Source organism: Accumulibacter sp., assembly GCF_029255285.1.
Taxonomy (GTDB): domain Bacteria; phylum Pseudomonadota; class Gammaproteobacteria; order Burkholderiales; family Rhodocyclaceae; genus Accumulibacter.
Window position 1 is genome coordinate 1 of the sequence record NZ_JAPUVI010000104.1, and the last position, 19,066, is coordinate 19,066.

The 19,066-nt window shown below is 59.7% G+C and carries 19 protein-coding genes; 9 read left to right on the top strand and 10 right to left on the bottom strand.

The genetic code is table 11. The features are described 5' to 3' along the window. The coding region (locus Q1M07_RS18770; RefSeq protein ID WP_366983987.1) for a transposase domain-containing protein at positions 1-85 on the top strand (85 nt) is incomplete at its 5' end. Positions 86-169: 84 nt separating this feature from the next. Continuing rightward, positions 170-427 (top strand): Mov34/MPN/PAD-1 family protein, encoded by a 258-nt coding sequence (locus tag Q1M07_RS14815; RefSeq protein WP_300454674.1) that lies wholly within the window; start codon positions 170-172, stop codon positions 425-427. A gap of 3 nt (positions 428-430) precedes the next feature. On the opposite strand, the gene Q1M07_RS14820 is transcribed toward Q1M07_RS14815, so the two are convergent. The 4 genes from Q1M07_RS14820 to dnaA form a co-directional block, all read right to left on the bottom strand. Continuing rightward, positions 431-697: a hypothetical protein gene (locus Q1M07_RS14820; protein WP_300454675.1), complete on the bottom strand. Its 267-nt coding sequence runs from the start codon at positions 695-697 to the stop codon at positions 431-433. A gap of 114 nt (positions 698-811) precedes the next feature. Continuing rightward, positions 812-3,280 carry a DNA topoisomerase (ATP-hydrolyzing) subunit B gene (gene gyrB, locus Q1M07_RS14825; RefSeq protein WP_300454676.1) on the bottom strand — a complete coding sequence of 823 codons (2,469 nt, stop codon included), beginning with the start codon at positions 3,278-3,280 and terminating at the stop codon, positions 812-814. Between the two features lie 131 nt (positions 3,281-3,411). Then, a complete protein-coding gene (gene dnaN / locus Q1M07_RS14830) occupies positions 3,412-4,551 on the bottom strand; it encodes a DNA polymerase III subunit beta (protein WP_300454677.1) in 1,140 nt (379 codons plus the stop codon). Positions 4,552-4,758: 207 nt separating this feature from the next. Then, positions 4,759-6,171: a chromosomal replication initiator protein DnaA gene (gene dnaA, locus Q1M07_RS14835; RefSeq protein ID WP_300454678.1), complete on the bottom strand. Its 1,413-nt coding sequence runs from the start codon at positions 6,169-6,171 to the stop codon at positions 4,759-4,761. Between the two features lie 301 nt (positions 6,172-6,472). On the opposite strand from dnaA, the gene rpmH reads away from it, so the two are divergent. Genes rpmH through mnmE form a run of 5 tightly spaced genes read left to right on the top strand, consistent with a single transcriptional unit; the run spans position 6,473 to position 10,273 of the window. Beyond that, positions 6,473-6,607, top strand: a complete 135-nt coding sequence (gene rpmH / locus Q1M07_RS14840) for a 50S ribosomal protein L34 (protein WP_081444259.1) — start codon at positions 6,473-6,475, stop codon at positions 6,605-6,607. Then, positions 6,604-7,002, top strand: a complete 399-nt coding sequence (gene rnpA, locus Q1M07_RS14845) for a ribonuclease P protein component (RefSeq protein WP_300454679.1) — start codon at positions 6,604-6,606, stop codon at positions 7,000-7,002. Before rpmH ends, rnpA begins: the two co-directional genes overlap by 4 nt. Positions 7,003-7,006: 4 nt before the next feature. Then, positions 7,007-7,216: a membrane protein insertion efficiency factor YidD gene (yidD, locus tag Q1M07_RS14850; RefSeq protein ID WP_300454680.1), complete on the top strand. Its 210-nt coding sequence runs from the start codon at positions 7,007-7,009 to the stop codon at positions 7,214-7,216. Between the two features lie 26 nt (positions 7,217-7,242). Then, positions 7,243-8,928: a membrane protein insertase YidC gene (gene yidC, locus Q1M07_RS14855; RefSeq protein WP_300454682.1), complete on the top strand. Its 1,686-nt coding sequence runs from the start codon at positions 7,243-7,245 to the stop codon at positions 8,926-8,928. Then, positions 8,894-10,273 carry a tRNA uridine-5-carboxymethylaminomethyl(34) synthesis GTPase MnmE gene (gene mnmE, locus Q1M07_RS14860; RefSeq protein ID WP_300454684.1) on the top strand — a complete coding sequence of 460 codons (1,380 nt, stop codon included), beginning with the start codon at positions 8,894-8,896 and terminating at the stop codon, positions 10,271-10,273. Before yidC ends, mnmE begins: the two co-directional genes overlap by 35 nt. Before the next feature lie 89 nt (positions 10,274-10,362). Here the strand turns inward: mnmE and Q1M07_RS14865 are convergent, their stop codons facing one another. Continuing rightward, positions 10,363-11,064: a prepilin-type N-terminal cleavage/methylation domain-containing protein gene (locus Q1M07_RS14865; protein ID WP_300454686.1), complete on the bottom strand. Its 702-nt coding sequence runs from the start codon at positions 11,062-11,064 to the stop codon at positions 10,363-10,365. 179 nt (positions 11,065-11,243) lie between these two features. Between Q1M07_RS14865 and Q1M07_RS14870 the strand changes: the two genes are divergently transcribed. Further along, entirely contained in the window at positions 11,244-12,959 is a 1,716-nt protein-coding gene (locus Q1M07_RS14870; protein WP_300454688.1) for a sensor histidine kinase, read from the top strand. 119 nt (positions 12,960-13,078) lie between these two features. Beyond that, on the top strand, positions 13,079-13,807 hold the full coding sequence (locus Q1M07_RS14875; RefSeq protein ID WP_300454690.1) for a peptidoglycan-binding protein: 729 nt from the start codon (positions 13,079-13,081) through the stop codon (positions 13,805-13,807). A gap of 65 nt (positions 13,808-13,872) precedes the next feature. Here the strand turns inward: Q1M07_RS14875 and Q1M07_RS14880 are convergent, their stop codons facing one another. The 5 genes from Q1M07_RS14880 to Q1M07_RS14900 all read right to left on the bottom strand — a co-directional run bounded on the left by Q1M07_RS14880 (position 13,873) and on the right by Q1M07_RS14900 (position 18,888). Beyond that, positions 13,873-14,463 (bottom strand): 1-acyl-sn-glycerol-3-phosphate acyltransferase, encoded by a 591-nt coding sequence (locus Q1M07_RS14880; protein ID WP_300454692.1) that lies wholly within the window; start codon positions 14,461-14,463, stop codon positions 13,873-13,875. Between the two features lie 129 nt (positions 14,464-14,592). Then, positions 14,593-16,035 (bottom strand): caspase domain-containing protein, encoded by a 1,443-nt coding sequence (locus Q1M07_RS14885; RefSeq protein ID WP_300454694.1) that lies wholly within the window; start codon positions 16,033-16,035, stop codon positions 14,593-14,595. A 120-nt stretch (positions 16,036-16,155) separates the two neighbouring features. Then, complete coding sequence (locus Q1M07_RS14890; protein ID WP_300454696.1) at positions 16,156-16,920, bottom strand: ParA family protein; 765 nt, start codon at positions 16,918-16,920, stop codon at positions 16,156-16,158. 93 nt (positions 16,921-17,013) lie between these two features. Then, the gene (locus Q1M07_RS14895) at positions 17,014-17,724 is read right to left on the bottom strand and encodes an alpha/beta hydrolase-fold protein (protein ID WP_300454698.1); all 711 of its coding nucleotides are present in this window, start codon (positions 17,722-17,724) and stop codon (positions 17,014-17,016) included. A 69-nt stretch (positions 17,725-17,793) separates the two neighbouring features. Beyond that, positions 17,794-18,888: an isocitrate/isopropylmalate dehydrogenase family protein gene (locus tag Q1M07_RS14900; protein ID WP_300454700.1), complete on the bottom strand. Its 1,095-nt coding sequence runs from the start codon at positions 18,886-18,888 to the stop codon at positions 17,794-17,796. Positions 18,889-19,066 lie beyond the last annotated feature (178 nt).

Genomic DNA, 19,066 nt, shown 5'->3' on the forward strand with positions numbered 1-19,066 from the left:
CTGGCTCACCGAGACCCTCGAAAAGCTCCCAAATTGGCCGAACAGCCGCATCGACGAACTGCTGCCACTGAAGACGACAGCCTGAGCGCGTCGCCCCCGAGGGGTGGCTGTGTCGGACGCTTACGTTCCTACGGCATGGGACATACGGTTTCGCTACCTGTTCGAGAGAATGCCATTCGGCCACGAAGCCATTGCACTGGCTCGATGGACGGCAAGCCAGGGAACCATCCGCTATTTGGGCGAATGGCACACTCATCCGGAAGACTATCCCCAACCTTCTGACCTCGATAGATCGGAGTGGAACCGCTTATCAGAGAAGCGTCGGGACAGGAGGGCTATGCTTGCAGTCATCGTCGGTCGAAAAGCTCTGTATATCGAATTGGTGCCGAGTTCAGGCTGCGGTTCGGTGTTTATCCCCGTGGAATAGGGGTCAATCGAACCAATAGCGTCCCGGTACTTGGCCGTCGAGTTTGCAGGATGTGCCATGCACCTCTTCACCAAGTGCAGCCATTCGGCTTTGATCCTTGGGGCCTTCTGCATCGCTGGCCTTGGCACACTGCTTGGCAATGGCAAAACTTCGAGTGAGTGGACTTCTATCTGGTGCTGTGCTCAAGAACTGAACGACAGGTACGAAACGTATTGCTGACCAAATCAGCGCATTGGGCGTATGGCCCGGTCGAAGTTCAGACTTTTCCACTTCTATACGTCCATGAAAAAAACTCCCGAGGGAGCTTTTTTCATTATCTCTGTCACCAATATTTCACTATCTTGGCAAGAATTTCACTTTCTCTGGCAACCAACACCAACGCCATCAAACGTCGATGTTGCGCGCTGCCAGCGCATTCGTTTCGATGAAGTTACGTCGCGGCTCGACGAGTTCACCCATCAGCGTCGTGAAAATCGCGTCGGCGCCGATTGCATCTTCGATCTGGACTTTCAACAGGCGTCGCACTTTGGGATCCATCGTCGTTTCCCAGAGCTGTTCCGGGTTCATTTCGCCCAGACCCTTGTAGCGCTGTTTGCTTACGCTGCGCTCGACTTCGCTGAGCAACCACTGCATCGTCGCAGCAAAGCTACCGACCAATTGCTTGCGATCGCCGCGCGTCACCACGCCACCCGGGCCAAACAGACCAGCCAACATCTCCGCCGTTTTGCGCAACTGAGCGTAGTCGCCGCTTACCAGCAGGTCTTCATCGATGATACCGACCTTCAGGTTGCCATGAAGAATCTTCTCCAGCCGCAGTTGCCAGCGTTCATGAGCCGTATCGTAGCGTGCCACGATACGGATACCGAGCTTGTCGCCCAGCGCTATCATCAAGGCATCCGCACTGGCGACGGAAGATGTTTCGTCGGTCAAATCGATCTTGAGATTGGCATCGATCAATGCGTGCAGCACTTCCGGGTTGATCAGGTGCGACAGGCGATTGATCACGCTTTCGGCGAGCAGATACTCTCTTGCCAGTTGTTCGAGCGTGCTGCCCGAGATCTCCGGCGCCCCGGCGCGTGGCGTCAGCACCGCACCCTCCAGGGCCAGCGACAACAGAAACTGCTTGAGTGCCTGATCATCCTTGATGTAGCGCTCGGTCTTGCCATGCTTGACCTTGTACAGCGGTGGCTGCGCGATGTAGATGTGGCCACTCTCGACGAGTTCAGGCATCTGGCGATAGAAAAAGGTCAGAAGCAGGGTACGGATGTGCGCGCCGTCTACGTCTGCGTCGGTCATGATGATCAATCGGTGGTAACGCAATTTCTCCGGTTTGTATTCATCTTTGCCGATACCGGTGCCAAGTGCGGTGATCAGGGTTGCGATTTCCTGCGACGAGATCAGTTTATCGAAGCGTGCCTTCTCGACATTGAGGATTTTTCCCTTGAGTGGCAGGATGGCCTGAAACTTCCGATCACGGCCTTGCTTGGCCGAACCGCCGGCCGAGTCGCCCTCGACCAGATAGAGTTCGCACAGCGCGGGATCTTTCTCCTGGCAATCGGCGAGCTTGCCAGGTAAGCCCACACCGTCGAGCAGTCCCTTGCGACGCGTCATCTCCCGCGCCTTGCGCGCGGCATCGCGTGCGCGCGCCGCTTCGATGATCTTGCCGGTGATCACCTTGGCATCAACCGGACGCTCCTGCAAGTACTCGCTGAGTTTCGTCGCTACGACCTCTTCAACTGCCGGCCGTGCTTCGGACGAAACCAGTTTCATCTTGGTCTGCGACGCAAATTTTGGATCGGGCATTTTGACCGAGAGCACACAGGCAAGGCCCTCGCGCATATCGTCACCGGTAATATCGACCTTTGCCTTCTTGGCGATTTCATTCTCTTCGATATAGCGGTTGATCACCCGCGTCATCGCGGCACGCAGGCCCGTCATATGGGTTCCGCCATCGGCCTGCGGGATGTTGTTCGTAAAACAAAGTACCTGCTCGGCGTAACTGTCGTTCCACTGCATCGCCACCTCGACGCTGATCAGCCCGTTGGTGCTGAGCGAATCGCCGCTGGCGTGAAAGATGTTCGTATGCAGGACCGACTTCGTACGGTTGATGTACTCGACGAAACCCTTGACACCCCCTAGGAAGGCGAAGTCCTCTTCCTTGCCGATACGCTGATCGTTGAGGCGAATCTTCACGCCATTGTTGAGAAAGGACAGCTCGCGCAGGCGTTTGGCGATAATTTCGTAGTGAAACTCGACCTGACCGAAAATTTCCTCGTCGGCCATGAAGTGAAGCTCGGTGCCGCGTTTTTCGGTTGCCGCCACGACGCGCAGCGGCGATACCTCGACGCCCTTCTGAACTTCGATCAAACGGTCGACGACGGCTCCGCGGTTGAACTCGAGCAGGAATTTCTTGCCGTCTCGCCGTATGATCAAACGTAGCCACCTGGATAGCGCGTTGACACAGGAAACCCCGACGCCGTGCAAGCCTCCGGACACTTTGTAGGAATTCTGGTTGAACTTGCCGCCCGCGTGCAGCACGCACATCACTATTTCAGCTGCCGAACGTCGGGGCTCATGTTTGTCGTCGAACTTGATGCCCGTCGGAATGCCGCGACCGTTGTCGGCCACGGATATGGAATTGTCGGCATGGATCGTCACGACAATATCGTCGCAGTGGCCGGCGAGGGCTTCGTCGATGGCATTGTCGACCACTTCGAAAACCATGTGGTGCAAACCGGTACCGTCGGACGTATCGCCAATATACATTCCAGGCCGCTTGCGCACGGCCTCCAGACCCTCGAGCTGCTGGATGCTGAATTCGTCGTAGGCTGGTTGCTCGTTGTCTTCAATCATTGTCGAATTACTGTCTCTTTCCCGTTGAATCCGTGACGCTATCTTGGCGGTGCCGCCGCCGAGGGCGAGGGCTCGGTCGTGCCGTACGTCCTGCGTCCCACTCTTCACTGACGGCGCAAGCAGCGATCTCCTCAAATGCGCATCGGCATTACCACATACTTGAAGCGCTCGTTGCCGGGAACGGTCAGCAAGGCGCTGGAATTGGCGTCGTTGAATCCCCAGTCGATCGTTTCGGCCGAAGTGTTGTTCAGCACGTCAAGCAGATAGGCAACGTTGAAACCGACATCGAGCGCTTCGCCGTGGTAGTCGACCTCGATCTCCTCTTGCGCTTCTTCCTGCTCGGCGTTGGCCGCCATGATTTTCAAGCTGCCTTCCGAAAGCATCAGCCGAACACCGCGAAACTTCTCGTTGGTCAAGATCGCAGCACGGATCATCGACTGCAGCAGGAGACTGCGATTGACCGTAACGATATTCCTCAAGCTCACCGGTACGACCCGCTCGTAATCCGGAAACCGGCCGTCGATCAGTTTGGATACCAGGCTGATCTGGCCAAACCGAAAGCGAATCTGGTTGGAAAGCATTTCGATAGACAAAGGTTCTTCGTTATCGACCAGCAAGCGACTCAGCTCCATGACGGCCTTGCGTGGCAGGATCAGTTCCTGGCGTGCCGCACCGTCCGCCGGCAAACCGGACAACGCCTCGTCTGCCAAAGGCATGCTGGAGTAGGCGAGTCGATGGCCGTCGGTCGCCACCGCACGCAGGTCGTTGCCATCGACCAGCAATAGCAGGCCGTTGAGGTAGAAGCGAACGTCCTGGACCGCCATCGAGTACTGTGTTTGCGCGAGCAGGTGCCGGAATGCTTTCTGAGTGACAGAAAACTTCCTGACCTCACCTTCGGACAGTGCCATGCTGGGAAAATCCTCGGCCGGCAACGTCTGTAGGCTGAAGCGACTCTTCCCTGCTTTCACCAACAACCGCCGGTCATCGAGAAACAGGCTGACTTCTGCACTGTCCGGCAGCGAGCGCAAGATCTCCAGGAGTTTGCGTGCCCCGACCGTTACCGCGCCATCGCCATCGCCATCGCCATCGGCAGAACTGCTCGAAGTGGTGATCTGGATCTCGATGTCGGTGGCGAGAAACGTCAGCAGGTCGCCTCGTTTCTCGAGTAGGACATTGGACAGAATCGGCAACGTGTGGCGCTTTTCGACTATTCCCGAAACTGCCTGTAGAGGTCCCAGCAAAGTGTCGCGCCGTGTTTTGATAAGAAGCATAGATATAGATCCTATAAAGACAATTGTCGGAACAAGTCTGTTGAAATTTATTTATCTTGTTTATTTTCAGCGCGTTATGATCGTCAGGAGAGTGCAAAAGAGGGGTATGGATCTGTGGATAAAAACTGACAACTTATCCACATGGCTGAGCGAGCGGTCTTTTTCCACTGACTGTCCGGTGTTTTCCCACGTACTTTTACAAGGTCTTCAGCCCTTAAGCACTTGCAGGAGAACGTGTACATCGTGGTTCAGTTCGTTGTCCTTGCCGCGCAGCTCGTCGATGGTCCGTACAGCATGCAGTACGGTAGTGTGGTCCCGGCCACCGAAAGCCTCGCCGATCGACGGGTAGCTCTGCGAGGTCAGATTCTTTGCCAGCCACATGGCGATCTGGCGTGGCCGTACGATGACGCGTGTCCGCTTTTTGGAAAAGAGATCGGCGACCTTGATCTTGAAGTAGTCCGCCACCGTCTTCTGGATGCTGTCGACGGTAATCTGCCGGTTTACCGAACCGATGACGTCCTTGAGCGCCTCCTTGGCCAGATCGAGAGCGATCTCCCGGCCGTGAAACGCCGAGTAGGCAAGTACCTTCTTCAGAGCACCCTCCAGTTCGCGGACGTTGGAGCGCAGATGCTTGGCAATGTAGAAGGCCACTTCATCGTCGAGCAGAACGCCTTCGAGTTCCGCCTTCTTTTTCAGGATCGCCACGCGCATTTCGGTTTCCGGCGGTTCGATCTGGACCGTCAGGCCCCAGTCGAAACGGGTGACCAATCGATCCTCGAGTCCCGAAATGTTCTTCGGATAGGTGTCTGAACTGATTACGAGTTGCTTTCTTGTTTCAGTCAGTGCGTTGAAAACGTAGAAGAATTCTTCTTGTGTTCGGTTCTTTCCGTTGAAGAAATGGACGTCGTCGAGGAGCAGCACATCGAGCGAACGATAGTAACGCTTGAACACGTCGAAAGACTTCTGTTGATAGGCGCGGACGACATCGGAATAGTAGTCCTCGGCATGGACATAACGAACGACCTTGTCAGGGCAGGTCTCGAGAATGTGGTTGCCGATCGCATGGATCAGATGTGTTTTTCCCAGGCCGGCACCGCCGTAGATGAACAAAGGGTTATAGGTTGCCTCGCCAGGGCTGCCCGCGACCTGCCGGGAAGCGGCGCGGGCAAGATCGTTGGCCTTGCCCACGATAAGATTTTCGAAGGTGAAGGAAGGGATCAACCGAGTCTTCTCGTAACTCGACCGGTCACGCTCAGGCACAGACGGTTTTGCCGCGCCGGAGGCTTTTGCCGTCGGTATTCCGGCGGCCGGTGGTTTGTCGTTAGGTGACAGACGCGTCTGGCCCGAAGCCACCGAGCCCTTTGCCGACGTGTGGCGCTCACCGAGGATCAGGCTGATGTCGATCGGCGCCGAGAAGTACTCGCAGCCAAGTTCTTCGATGCGCGCTAGATAGCGCTCCTTGACCCATTTCAGGATGAATCCATTGGGTGCGAGCAGGCGCAAGCCGCGCGCCAGATCCTCCTCGCCCTCGAGGCGAAGGGGACGTATCCAGGTATTGAACTGCTGAGGTGGAAGTTCCTGTTCGAACCGGCTCAGACACGAGGACCAGAAACTACTCATCGAGGGTCATGGGGTGGGATCCTGAGGTCAGCGCCCGCAGCGGGCCGTAAAAAAATTATTATTATTTACAATAAGATAGTATGCCTTATCGAAAGCAGAAAAAACACTGACGCACGACCGAATATGTCGCCTCGCCGCCCCTGAGAACCTGTCGGGGCGCTCGTCAGCACTGCTCTAGGTTGAATTCTAACCCGTCGATCAAAAGTTATCCACAGCAGCATCAAAAATATGGCCTTGACAGGAAGCCAACTAAAGCTGTCTAATCCCATGTTCACTTCGCGTTGAATTCAAGGGCTTAACCATGAAACGTACCTATCAGCCGTCGGTCGTCCGTCGCAAACGTACCCACGGCTTCCTTGTTCGCATGTCCACCCGTGGCGGTCGCGCGGTCATTCGCGCTCGTCGTGCCAAAGGTCGTCACCGTCTGGCAGTTTGAACTTTAGTTCCGATACCGTTGGGGATCGGGAACCGGCCGCTGCTGCCTTTCCAAAGCACTACCGCCTTCTGAAAACGGATGAATATTCATCCGTTTTTAGTTTCCGGCGGACGCTGAAGAGCCGTCATTTCCTGCTACATTACCGGCCGCGCGGCGCCGCGGAAGGAACAGGGGCTCGTCTGGGCTTGGTGGTTGCCAAACGTTTCCTGCGTCGTTCCGTTGATCGAAACCTGGTTCGCCGATTGGTCAGAGAACATTTCCGGCTGCTGCGGGCGAGTCTTCGGGCCTGCGATCTGGTAGTGCGTCTGGCGGTCAGGCCAATGCCCCTGGACCGGCGAACTCTGGCGCAGGAGATCGTTGGTTTGCTGAGCCGGATGAAGACTACGGGACGATGATGTAATGAAAAACTTCTTGCTGGCGCTGATAGGGTTCTATCGCTATGCGATCAGCCCCTTGCTCGGGCGCCATTGCCGCTTTTTTCCCAGCTGTTCCGAGTATGCGTCTGAAGCGCTTGGGAAATACGGTGCCGGCAAGGGAACTCGCCTTGCCCTGTATCGCTTGCTTCGTTGCCACCCGTGGCATCCCGGTGGTTTCGATCCACTGCCCTGACCATTACTGGAATTGTATAGGCCTGAATGGATAATCGTCGCCTACTGCTGTTACTGGTTTTTTCCTTCTCATTGGTCATGCTTTGGGATGCCTGGCAGAAATTCAATCAGCCAAAGGCCTTAGCGTCCGCCGCGCCGGCAAGCACCGTTCAGGCACCGGCACCGCAACCATCGGCGAGCCTGCACGCGCCGATTCCGGTTGTTCCAGAGACTGCGGTTGGCGACGCTATGGATAAAGCCGCAACCGTTACCGTCAAGACCGATCTCTTCATCGCCCACATTTCCCGGCAAGGTGGTGACATCGTTCGCCTTGATCTGCACCAGTACAAGGACAGTACGGACAAGAACAGGGATTTCTCCCTTTTCGAGGCCAAGCACCAGTATGTTGCGCAAAGCGGTCTGATTGGCGACGGTCTGCCGAATCACAAGACCGTCTTCTCTGCCGTTGCGGGCAACCGAGAGCTGGCCCCCGATGCGCGAACTGTCGAGCTGCGCCTCGAGGCTCCGGCTAGTGGCGGTGTCAAAGTCGCCAAGGTCTTCACGTTTACCCGTGGCAGTTACTTGGTCAAAGTGTCGCACGAAATCGAAAACGGTAGCGACAAGGAAGTTGCCGCGCACGCGTATTTTCAGTTGCAGCGTGACACCAAAGCTCCCGATGGCGAAAGCTCGATGGTGTCGACTTATACCGGCCCTGCCGTTTATACGGATCAGGAGAAGTATCAGAAGGTCGACTTCGCCGATATCGAGAAGGGCAAGGCCAAGTTCGCGGTCAAGGCTGACAATGGGTGGGTGGCGATGGTGCAGCACTATTTCGTTGCCGCTTGGCTCCCGGCGCCCGGTTTGCCGCGCGAGTTCTATATGCGCAGGCTCGAAGGTGGATCAGGTCCAGCCGTCGCTGCCGGCGTCATCATTCCGGCGCCGGTCGCCGCACCCGGTTCGAAGATCGCCTTTTCGGTCCCCATTTTTGCCGGGCCGCAGATCCAGGTAGCGCTCGAGCAACTGGCCAAACCCGAATCCGAGGGTGGGGTCGGCGCGCAGGGACTACCGCTCGTCGTCGATTATGGTTGGCTGACGATCGTTGCCGCACCGATCTTCTGGTGCCTGGAAGCGATTCACCGGGTCGTCGGCAATTGGGGCTGGGCAATCGTCCTCCTGACCATCGGCATCAAGCTGCTGTTTTTCCCGCTATCGGCGGCCAGCTATAAGTCGATGGCCAAGATGCGAACCGTCACACCACGCTTGATGGCTCTCAAGGAGCGCTACGGCGACGACCGCCAGAAACTGAACCAGGAGATGATGGCGCTCTACAAGCGCGAGAAGATCAATCCGCTGGGTGGTTGCCTGCCGATTGCCGTCCAGATCCCGGTCTTCATCGCACTCTACTGGGCGCTGCTCGGTGCCGTCGAGATCCGTGATGCGCCGTGGATTCTTTGGATCACCGACCTCTCGGCGCAGGATCCCTACTATGTCCTGCCGGTGATCATGGTGGTCACCATGCTGATTCAGACCAAGCTCAATCCGACGCCTCCCGATCCGATTCAGGCCAAGGTGATGATGATGATGCCGTTCATATTCGGTGCCATGTTCTTCTTCTTCCCGGCCGGTCTGGTGCTTTACTGGGTGGTGAACAACATCCTGTCGATTGCTCAGCAATGGCAGATCACGCGGATGATCGAGGGTGGCGCCAAAGCCGCCAACGACAGCAAGGCCTGAGACGAGCCACGGCGCGGCCGATACGATAGCGGCCATAGCGACCGCGCCCGGTCGGGGTGGCGTGGGCGTCATTCGTATTGCCGGCACGGACTTGCTTGACCTGGCGGAATCGTTGAGCGGCAAACGGCCCGCGCCGCGCCGCGCGACGCTCTGCGACTTCCGGTCGGCCGAAGGGAGCGCCATCGATCGCGGCCTGCTTCTCCATTTTCCGGCGCCGCACTCCTTTACCGGCGACGACGTGCTCGAACTGCAGGCTCATGGCGGTCCGATCGTTCTTCAGATGCTTCTCCAGCGCTGCCTCGAGCTGGGTGCGCGGCTCGCCGAGCCCGGCGAGTTCACTCGTCGCGCCTACCTCAACGGCAAGCTGGACCTGACGCAGGCTGAAGCGGTGATCGATTTGATCGACGCCGCGACAAGCGCCGCGGCGCGCAGTGCCGTGCGTTCGCTGCAAGGCGAGTTTTCGGGAGAGGTACGAGACCTGCTCGCCGAGTTGATCGAACTGCGCGCGCTGGTCGAAGCTACCCTCGACTTCCCGGATGAGGAGGTGGACTTCCTGCAGGAGGCTGACGCCTTCGGCCGCCTCGATCGCCTTCAAAAGCATCTGCGCCAGGTTTTCGAGCGCGCCCGGCAAGGCCGTCTGTTGCAGGGAGGTCTGCACGTGGTTCTGGCGGGGCAGCCGAATGTCGGTAAGTCGAGCCTCCTCAACCGCCTGGCCGGTGACGAACTGGCGATCGTCACGGCGTCGCCGGGAACGACACGTGATCTGGTCCGCAGCACGCTGCAGGTGCAGGGCGTTCCGCTGCACGTGATCGACACTGCGGGCTTGCGTGACACCGAAGATCAGATCGAAAAACTGGGTATCGAACGCACCTGGCGCGAGATCGACCGCGCCGATGTCGTCGTACTGCTGGTCGACGCACGGACCGGTGTCGGCGACGCCGAACGTGCCATTCTGGCGCGCCTTCCCGACCGCCTGGTCCGCCTGACGGTGTACAACAAGATCGATCTGACGCCGTACCCGTCCGAAAGGCGCGACGAAGTTGACGGCGTAGCGATTGCCTTGTCGGCCAAGTCCGGTGACGGCATGGATCTATTGCGCCAGGAGTTGCTGCAGGTCGCCGGTTGGCAGCCGGCCGAAGATGTCTTTATCGCCCGCCAACGTCATCTGCTCGCCCTGGCTGAAACCCGCCAGCATGTCGAGGCGGCCTCTGGGCAATTGCCGTGCCTCGAACTGTTCGCCGAGGAACTGAGGCTCGCCCAGTCGGCGCTCGGTGCGATCACCGGCGACTACAGCGCCGACGATCTTCTGGGAGAGATTTTCGGGCGTTTTTGTATCGGAAAATAGCGATACTTCCGGCGTGGTCCGGAGTGATCGCGTTTGGTCAACTAAGTGACGTTGAGGGGCGTCGCGCGGTCACTGACCGCGGTAGCCGCTCAAAAAGCCGCGCAGACGATGTACTGCTGGTTGTCGACGATGGCCGCCGTAGCCGTCGGCAGGGTACCACGGCCAGAGCCGGCCAACACCGCCTGGACGGAGCCGGCGGCAGTGTTGCCATCGTCCATGCTGGTGTCGATCTGCCTGACGAGGCGGCCCACGATGTTGTCGGAGCACACGTAGAACGAGCCGCGCATGCCGGCAATCCACGGATTCGCCGCTCCGCCAGCGTTCAGGACAACCCCTTCGATGCCGATTCGGCCGCCGTCGGCGTTGCGTGGCTCGTACTCGGCGGTACCAAGATTGACCGTCCCGGTCGCCAGGTTGGCGAGACGGACGTGTTGCCAGAAAACATAGGTTTCGCTGTCTGCCAAGTCGTTCCAGTTGCCGTCCATGCGCCCGTTACCCGGAACGCAGCCGGCCGTAGCCGCCTTACAGGCTGTCGCGAGCGGTGCGCCGAGAGCGGTGGTGCCAAACGCCGCCGTCAGTTGCGCCTGTGTCTGATCACCGGGGAAGACCCGGAAACGGTCCTGATAGCCATAGATCAGGGTCGGAACCGTACGGAAATCACTTACCATGTTCTTCACCTTGGCGCTGTTGATCAGTTCCTGGCCTTTCAGGACGCCGCCAAGCAGCAGGCCGATGATGACGAGTACAATGGCAATCTCCACCAGAGTAAAGCCCGACTGTTGCTTGTTCATTTCTTTCTTGACTCCGTGTCGAACATCATGCCAAACGTAAAGCACTTTTCGTGCCAGCGGAATTGCGCCAATTTCGTCACAGTCAGCGAGCGGGCTGTCGAGTTGCGGACACAGGTGTCGAGACTCGGACACCTGCCGGGCATGGCGGACCGCTGGTTTTCCCGCCACGGAAACATCGGATGAGCGTTCTCCGGCGCCTGGGAATGTCCTTGCGCCAACGCCAGCGCTGGCTGTTGATCGCCCTGCTCGGGCTGTTGCATCTGGCCTTGGTGGCCGACCCGTCGACACGCTTCGGTCTGCTATGCTGGCTGGTCGATGTCGGTTTGTTCATCCTCTGGCAACCTTTCGTCTACGCCGAGCGGCAGATCGACTTCAGCGGGCTTGCGGTGATCACCGTGGTGATTGGCTGTGGTGCCGCATGGTACGGCTGGTGGCTGCTGATCACCTGGGTCATTTTGCTGGCGGCGTTGGTTGGCGGCCGGGTGATGTTCACCGACCACCGGCCGACTCGAATTTTTTATTTGATCGCTTTTGCGTATCTGTTGGCGGCGCTCCTTTTCTGGCTGGTTCCCAAAGTGGTCGGCGGTCCGGCGCTGGTCGGCCCCGCGTTGGATCGTGAGTTCGCCTGGGGAATGCCGCTCTTTTTGGTGATCATGATGCTGCTGCCGCTGTCCCGGGAAAGCGACCGGCCAGGCAGCGCGATGGTCGATCTGTTCTACAGCCTGCTGATCTTTCTACTAGTCGCGGTTCTCGTACTCGGCAGCCTGGCGTTCATGCTCCTCCGCCAGTCCAGCTATCTCGAGGCGGTGATCGATACGCTGATCGCGATGGCCGCCCTGCTGTTGCTGATCGGTTGGACATGGAATACGCGTCCCGGTTTTACCGGCATTGACGTCTTCTTCTCGCGTTATCTCCTGACGATCGGCCTGCCCTTCGAAAAATGGCTGCATCGGCTGACGACCCTGGCGGCGGACGAGAGCGATCCGGAGCGCTTCTTGTCGCAGGCGCTCGCCGAAATGCTCGACTTGCCTTGGGTGGATGGAGGCTCTTGGTCGTCAGGTGGCGCCCGCACCGGATCCTTCGGTCAGGAGTCGCGCTTTTGCCACACTTTCCCCGGACAACCTTTGCGGCTCACGCTGCACACCCGTCACAAGCTCAGTCCGGCGCTGATCTGGCATTTCCATCTACTGGCGCAATTGGCCAACGAACACTACATTGCCAAATTGCGCGCCCGCGAACTGCAACAAGTCAGCTACCTGCGTGCGATCCATGAAACCGGCGCCCGTCTGACGCATGACGTCAAGAACCTGCTGCAATCGCTGAACAATCTGTGTTATCTCGCGCAAACGATGAGCGGCAAAGACGACGGCCGGCTGGAACCGCTGCTGCGCCGCCAGTTGCCGCAGATCACGCAGCGCCTGCAGCACACCCTGGACAAGCTGCAGAAGCCGCAAAGCGAAGCTGGCGGCGTGTTGCCGGCAGCGATGTGGTGGCGCATACAGCAGCAGCGCTACGTGGATTCGGCGGTCAGCTTTGCGGATGTCGACCCCGATCCGGACGCGCTATTGCCAACCGCGTTGTTCGACGGTGTGACCGACAATCTGATACAAAACGCGCTGCTCAAAGGGCAGTCGGAAAACGGCGTGAAGGTGCACGTGGTGCTGGCGACCGATGCTTCGTTGCTGAGCGTCTGTGACAACGGCAGCGCGATCCGCGACGACATCCTCGGCGAACTGTTGCAAACGCCCGTGGCGTCTGAAAGCGGTCTCGGCATCGGACTCTACCACGCCGCGCAACAGGCGGCGAGTGCGGGTTATGAGTTGCGTCTGGCGAGCAACGTGCCGGGTCGGGTGTGCTTCGAGTTAGTCCGACGCGAACCGGCAACAGCCGCCTGATCAGTCCGGCCGTAGGGAGCGGCTCCGCATAAGGAGGTCGAATGCCGTGCCTGGCCTTCACTCTGTAGACTCGCTACCCGACCGGCGAACTCGCTGGATAAGTGACGAGAATAGGAGAGATGACGACGATGAGCGATCAGGAGTTGCAGAAGCCCTTGCGAAAGGGCAACCAAGACGGTCAGGTAAAGCTCGTTCAGGAGTGGCTTTGCCTGCATGGCGAACAGGTTGCCGTCGACGGTGACTTCGGGCCAGCTACCGAGGCCGCGCTCAAGGAGTTCCAAGCGCGGGCTGGCGTTCCGTTGACCGGAGTGGTCGATGAAGCCACTTTCGGTCGGCTCGTGGCGCCAATGAGGGCCGCCCTGGCGATCATCCCGGTGAATGGGCGGTCCTTGGGTGAAATGGTGGTTGCCTATGCCCGTCAGCATCTCGCGCAGCATCCGCTCGAGGTCGGCGGTCAGAACCGGGGGCCGTGGGTGCGCTTGTACATGAAGGGAAACGAAGGGCAACAGTGGGCCTGGTGCGCTGGCTTTGCCTGCTTCTGTCTGCAACAGGCGTGCGCGGCGCTTGGCCAGAGCCTGCCGATCACGGCGTCCTTTTCCTGCGATGCGCTAGCTAACTCGGCCAAAGCCAAAGGCCGATTTGTCGGTCGCGATAAAGCCGCTCCGGGCAGTTTTTTCCTGATGCGCAACACGCCATCCGACTGGGTCCATGTCGGCATCGTCGTCAGTACCGGTGAGCAGATTTTCAAGACGATCGAAGGCAACACCAACGACGATGGCAGCCGTGAAGGCTTCGAAGTCTGTGCTCGCACGCGCGGCTACAACAAGATGGACTTCGTCCGAATTTGAGTGTCAGCCAGACGATTCAGGCGTCGACACGGTTCGTGCCCATGGCAGCGGTACCCTTTTATCGCTCACTGCGGGTCGAACTGAGCGGGGTTTCTGCCGGTGAACGGTGCATAGAAGGATCTGATGGTGCTCATGTCGGCCACGATGTCGCCGGTTGGCTGGAAGACCGGCCCCAGGCCGCTGCGCTTCGTCGCGTAGTCCATGTAGGCGAGCACGATGGGCACTTCGGCACCCAGCGCTATGTAGTAGAAACCGGTCTTCCAGTAGCGCGCCCTGGCACGCGTTCCCTCTGGCGGGACGACCAACTGCAGCGGACCGTCGGCGGCTTTGATGGCTTTCACCGACGCCGCAACGAAATCGTTGCTCTTCTCGCGCTGTACGGGAATGCCGCCAAGCCACATCATCAAGCCACGAAACGGTGGCCGGAAAATCTGTGCCTTGCCGATCCAGTAGATGTTGAGGCGCAGTGAAAATGCCACCATCAGCGTGTAGGGCAGGTCCCAGTTGCTGGTGTGCGGAGCGGCGATCAACACGCTCTTGCCACCCCCTGCCGGCAGATTACCTTCGACACGCCAGCCGCCGAGTTTCAGGATACCGATGGAGAGAAGACGTAGCAGCGTATTGACGATGGGCGTATCGAAGATAGTGCGATGCATTGGCTGGCCAGTGGGTGGGTGGGACGGCGAGGCAGGCGTTGCCAAGCGGCTCGGCTTGTCGGCTGGGTGGAAGGTAGGCCGGTCGAGCGCGCTTACGGACGCTCCACCCGGCAGCAACGGCGGTCATTCTCAGTTTGTACGCCGGGCCTGCAGCCGAAAGACACCTTGTTGGACCAGGCCTGGACTCTCGGCCTGATACTGGCCGGAAAAACTGCTGGCCGAACAAGCGCCGACCATTTTCAACAAGAAGCCTTCGTTCATCCAGCCCTGCATCAGACACTGACCACCTTGGTACTGCCCCTGTAACACGCCTGTCGCGAACAGCGGTGGCAGGACGCGAATGGCGGCCGTCACGCTGTCGCCGGAGCGGCGCAATTGAAACTGAACCTGGGCGGTGGTGCCGACGGTAAGGTTGGTGGCCGTGCCCAGCATCATGACGTCGAAGGCCGCCACGGTTTCCGGACTGGGTTTGACGATCGGCGGCTGCGGCGCGGGCGACGGTTTGGTCGGCTGCCGTTCAACCGCTGGTGTCGGGCTGGCCGGTGCCACCTCGGTTTCCGGTCGGGCGGGCTGGCGTTCCTTCAAGGAGGCCGCTTTCAGCGCCGCCAGACGACGCCGGGCGATGGCGGCAAACTTGCCGTCCGGGTATTGCTTAAGGTAGTCCTCGAAGTCAGCGGGATCCTGGCTCGTGCGGACCGATTCCCAGAGCGACAGTTGCACCGCCATGGGATCGACACCGACCGTTTTTGGCTCGGCGCTCGACGCTGGCGGCGGCTGAACGATCACCGTAGTCGGCCCGATGAAGTAGTAGTCCTGGGTCAGCGACGAGTGATCCCAGGGAACCTGTTTGCCGTTCGTCTGCTCTTTTACTTGCTGGCGCACCCGGGTCAGCATCTGCCGCACCTCCAGCCCCGGCGCGGCCAGATTCTTGAGCAACGCTTCGGTGAATGGACTGTGGTCGGCCTTCCCGTCTTCGGCCACATTGCCGGGTTGCGTCGCGAAGACGATAAGCGACCCTTCGCCGGCGGCAATCTGCGCCAGGCCACGTCCGACGGCGGCCGAGCGCGTTCCCATACTGCGCGCCAGCGAGCGTGAAAAAGGGTTGTCGCGACAAGCGTCGAGAAATATCAGGCTGACCGGTGTCGAGGTCTCCATCTGGGTCAGCACCAGGTCGGCGTCGACGGCGGAGAAGGGTAACGAACGTTCGTTGTCGATCTTGGCGTCCGCCGGTATGAGGAAGTTCCGTCCGTTGACCTGTAGACCATGCCCGGCGTAGAAGAACAGGCCGACTTTGGCTCCCTGCAATTGGTCGCCGAAGCGTTTGACGGCCTGCTCCAGGCGAGTTTTGTCGGGGTCGATGGCGAGTTCTACTTCGAAGCCGATCTTCTTCAGCGATTCTGCGATCGCTCGCGCGTCTTTCGGCGGATTGGGTAGCGCCGGGGCATTCTGATAGGCACCAATGCCGACCACCAGCGCCACCTGACCCTTGTTCGCTGCGACGACTGGAGTCGCCGCGCCGAGGAGCAACAGGACGGTTGCCAACAGTCGCAGACACTGGCGTACAGCGAGCATGGCCATCTCCTGAGCATTAATGACGAAAGGGAATCATACACCGGCTTGGCCTACGTCGACTGCTCCGATAGGCGAAGCGGGGGCGTATCGAAGGCGGCGCTCAGTGGCACGGCTTGCCGCTCACTGTGCCAGGTGGTCGTAGAGCGCGGCGAACTCGGCGGTCAGCTTGTGCCGCGGATCGAGGTGAATCATGGGCAGTGCCTGATGGTGCGACTCGCGGATCTTGATCGACGCCGAAAGGAAGGCGTCGAGGATGGGCAATCCCTCGCCCCGTAGTTCATCGACCAGGCGCAGCGGGAGCTTGGCTGCCGCCTGATAGTGGTTCACCACGATCCCTTCGACGCGCAGGTTGCGATTGTGGTCGTTCTGGATCTCGCGCACATTGTCCAAGAGCGTGTACAGCGCGCGGCGTGAAAAATCGTCGCAATCGAAGGGAATCAGACACGTGTCGGCGGCGATCAGTGCGGAACGAGTGTAAAAATTCAGCGCCGGCGGCGTGTCGATGAAGATCTCGCCGTAAACCGGCAGCTTCTCCAGCGATTCACGCAACTTGTACATCTTGTAGCGCGATTCGAGCTTGTACTGCAGCTCCTCGAGCCGTGAGTCGGACGGCAGCAGGTCGAGATTGGGAAAGCGGGTGCGCGTCACGTAGCTCGCGAGTCCCTCGGGAAACAGCCGGTAACCGAGGATATCGTCGAAGAAATGCGCGAGAGTCCGGCGCTGCTCGTCCAGCGCCTTGCCGAGCAGGTAGCGCGACGCGTTGGCTTGCGCATCGAGGTCGACAAGCAAGGTCCGGCGACCCCGCGCGGCGGCGATCGCCGCCAGATTGCAGGCAATCGTGGACTTGCCCACGCCACCCTTCTGATTGAAGACGACTCGGCGCATGACTTTCCCCCATCAGGAATAAGGATTTGATGGAAGTGTAATCAACTCCGCGGCGGTCGTCGAGAAAAGGGTGCCGGCGGTGCGGCAGGCGGTTCAGCAAACGTCGGCCAGTACCTGATGCAGCCAGCTTTCGATGTCGTTCAGTTCCTCGCTGCACACGGAATGCTCGGCGGCGTAGCCCTGCCACTGCACGCGGTAACCGTCGGCCTTCAGCCGCTTGGCCGCACGTTTTCCGAGGTCGTAAGGAATGACCGCGTCGGCCTGTCCGTGGGCCATGAAGATCGGCACATCCCGGTTGGCCGCCTGCGCTTCGCTGGTCAGCGTGTCGACCAGCGGCAGGTAGCACGAAAGCGCCAGAATACCGGCCAGGCGCTGCGGATGACGCAAGCCCGTGTGCAGGGCAACTACTCCGCCCTGCGAGAAGCCGGCCAAGACGATGCGCCCGTCGGGAATTCCGCGTGCGTTTTCACGGGCGATCAAGGCTTCGACCTGCCGAGCGGACTGACGCACGCCTTCCTCCTCCTCGCGTCCGGGCGCAAAGTCAAGCGATACGATGTCGTACCAGGCGCGCATGACGTAACCGGCATTGATCGTCACGGCACGCATGGGCGCATGGGGGAAAACGAAGCGGACGGCCGGCAGCTGGTCGAAATCGAACTCGTCTACGATAGGCTCGAAGTCGTGTCCGTCGGCCCCCAGACCGTGCAGCCAGATAATCGCGCACTTCGGCGAATCACCGGTTTGACGTTCGACAACCGGCAACAAGGGCTCGTCGGTGGGACCGGGGGTTGGCTTGGCAGTCATGGCAAAGATCCTTGCTTGTGCGGGTCGAGGGCCGTCATTCTAGCAGCCCATGCGGCGGCGGCAGGCGGATCAGGACTTGCGGATTTGCGCGATGATCGCCTTGGTGATGGCCGCCGTACCGTCGTTGCCGCCAAACTCGACCGGCCGCACGACGGTCATGGCCTTGTCGACCGCATGCTCGATGATCCGTGCGCCATGCGCCAAACGGGGCTCGCCGTGCTGGTCGGCAAGCCAGTCGAGCATCAGGGAAGCCGAAAGGATTTGCGCCACCGGGTTGGCTTTGCCCTGTCCGGCGATGTGCGGCGCGCTACCGTGCGCCGGCTGGAATACCGCGTGCCGGTCGCCGATGTCGGCCGTCGGCACCAGCCCGAGACTACCGATGACGCCAGCGGCGAGGTCGGACAGGATGCCGCCAAAGGCATTCTCCGTCACCAGAACGTCAAAATCCCAGGGCGCCTTGACGAGTTTCATCGCCGTCGCATCGACGTAGGCGAAGTCGGCTTCGACGCTCGGGTGGCAGGCCGCCACCTCGTTGAAGATCTTGCGGAAAAAGGCCATCGACGAGAGTACGTTGGCCTTATCGACACAAGTGACCTTGCCGGGTCGCCGGCGGCTCTTGGCGCGCCTTTCGGCAACCCGGAAAGCGAATTCGGAAACGCGGCGGCTACCGTCACGCGAGATCATCATCGTCTCCCAGGCCACACGGTCGTCCTCGACCGTTCCGCGGCCGCGCGAGTACAACAGGCCTTCGGTCTGCTCGCGGACAAGCACCAGATCGATCTGTGCCGCGCGTTTGTCCGTCAATACGCGCGGCAGGCTTGGATAGCTGCGGACCGGTCGCAACCCGGCGTACAGATCCATTTCGATCCGCAGATCAAACTGCGTCGAGATCTCGGTGCCATCGGGATAACGGACGTGCGGCAGTCCGGTCGCGCCAAACAGCACTGCATCCGCCTTCTTGCACTCGGCCATGCTCTCGTCGGAGAGCGCGGTACCGGTTCTTTGATAATGCGCCGCGCCACCTTCGAGGTGCCGAAAAGCGAAGCCGATGCCACCCATACGCTCGTGGAGGGCATCAAGAACCTGCAGGCAAGAGGTCACGATTTCCGGGCCGATGCCGTCTCCCGGAAGGACGGCGATTTGGAAGCGCAGATCTCTCTTCATGTGGTCTATCCCCTGTTACTGCCCGCAATCGCCGACGATTCCGGTCATTGCGGCGCGCCGCGTCGTCGCCCCGCCACGAGCAAGCATGCATACATAAATAAAACCCGCGACGTGGTCAAGCCCTAGTGCTGCATTGTGCTCCTTTCGCGCCGCCGCCGATACTCCGGTGGCGGCAGAC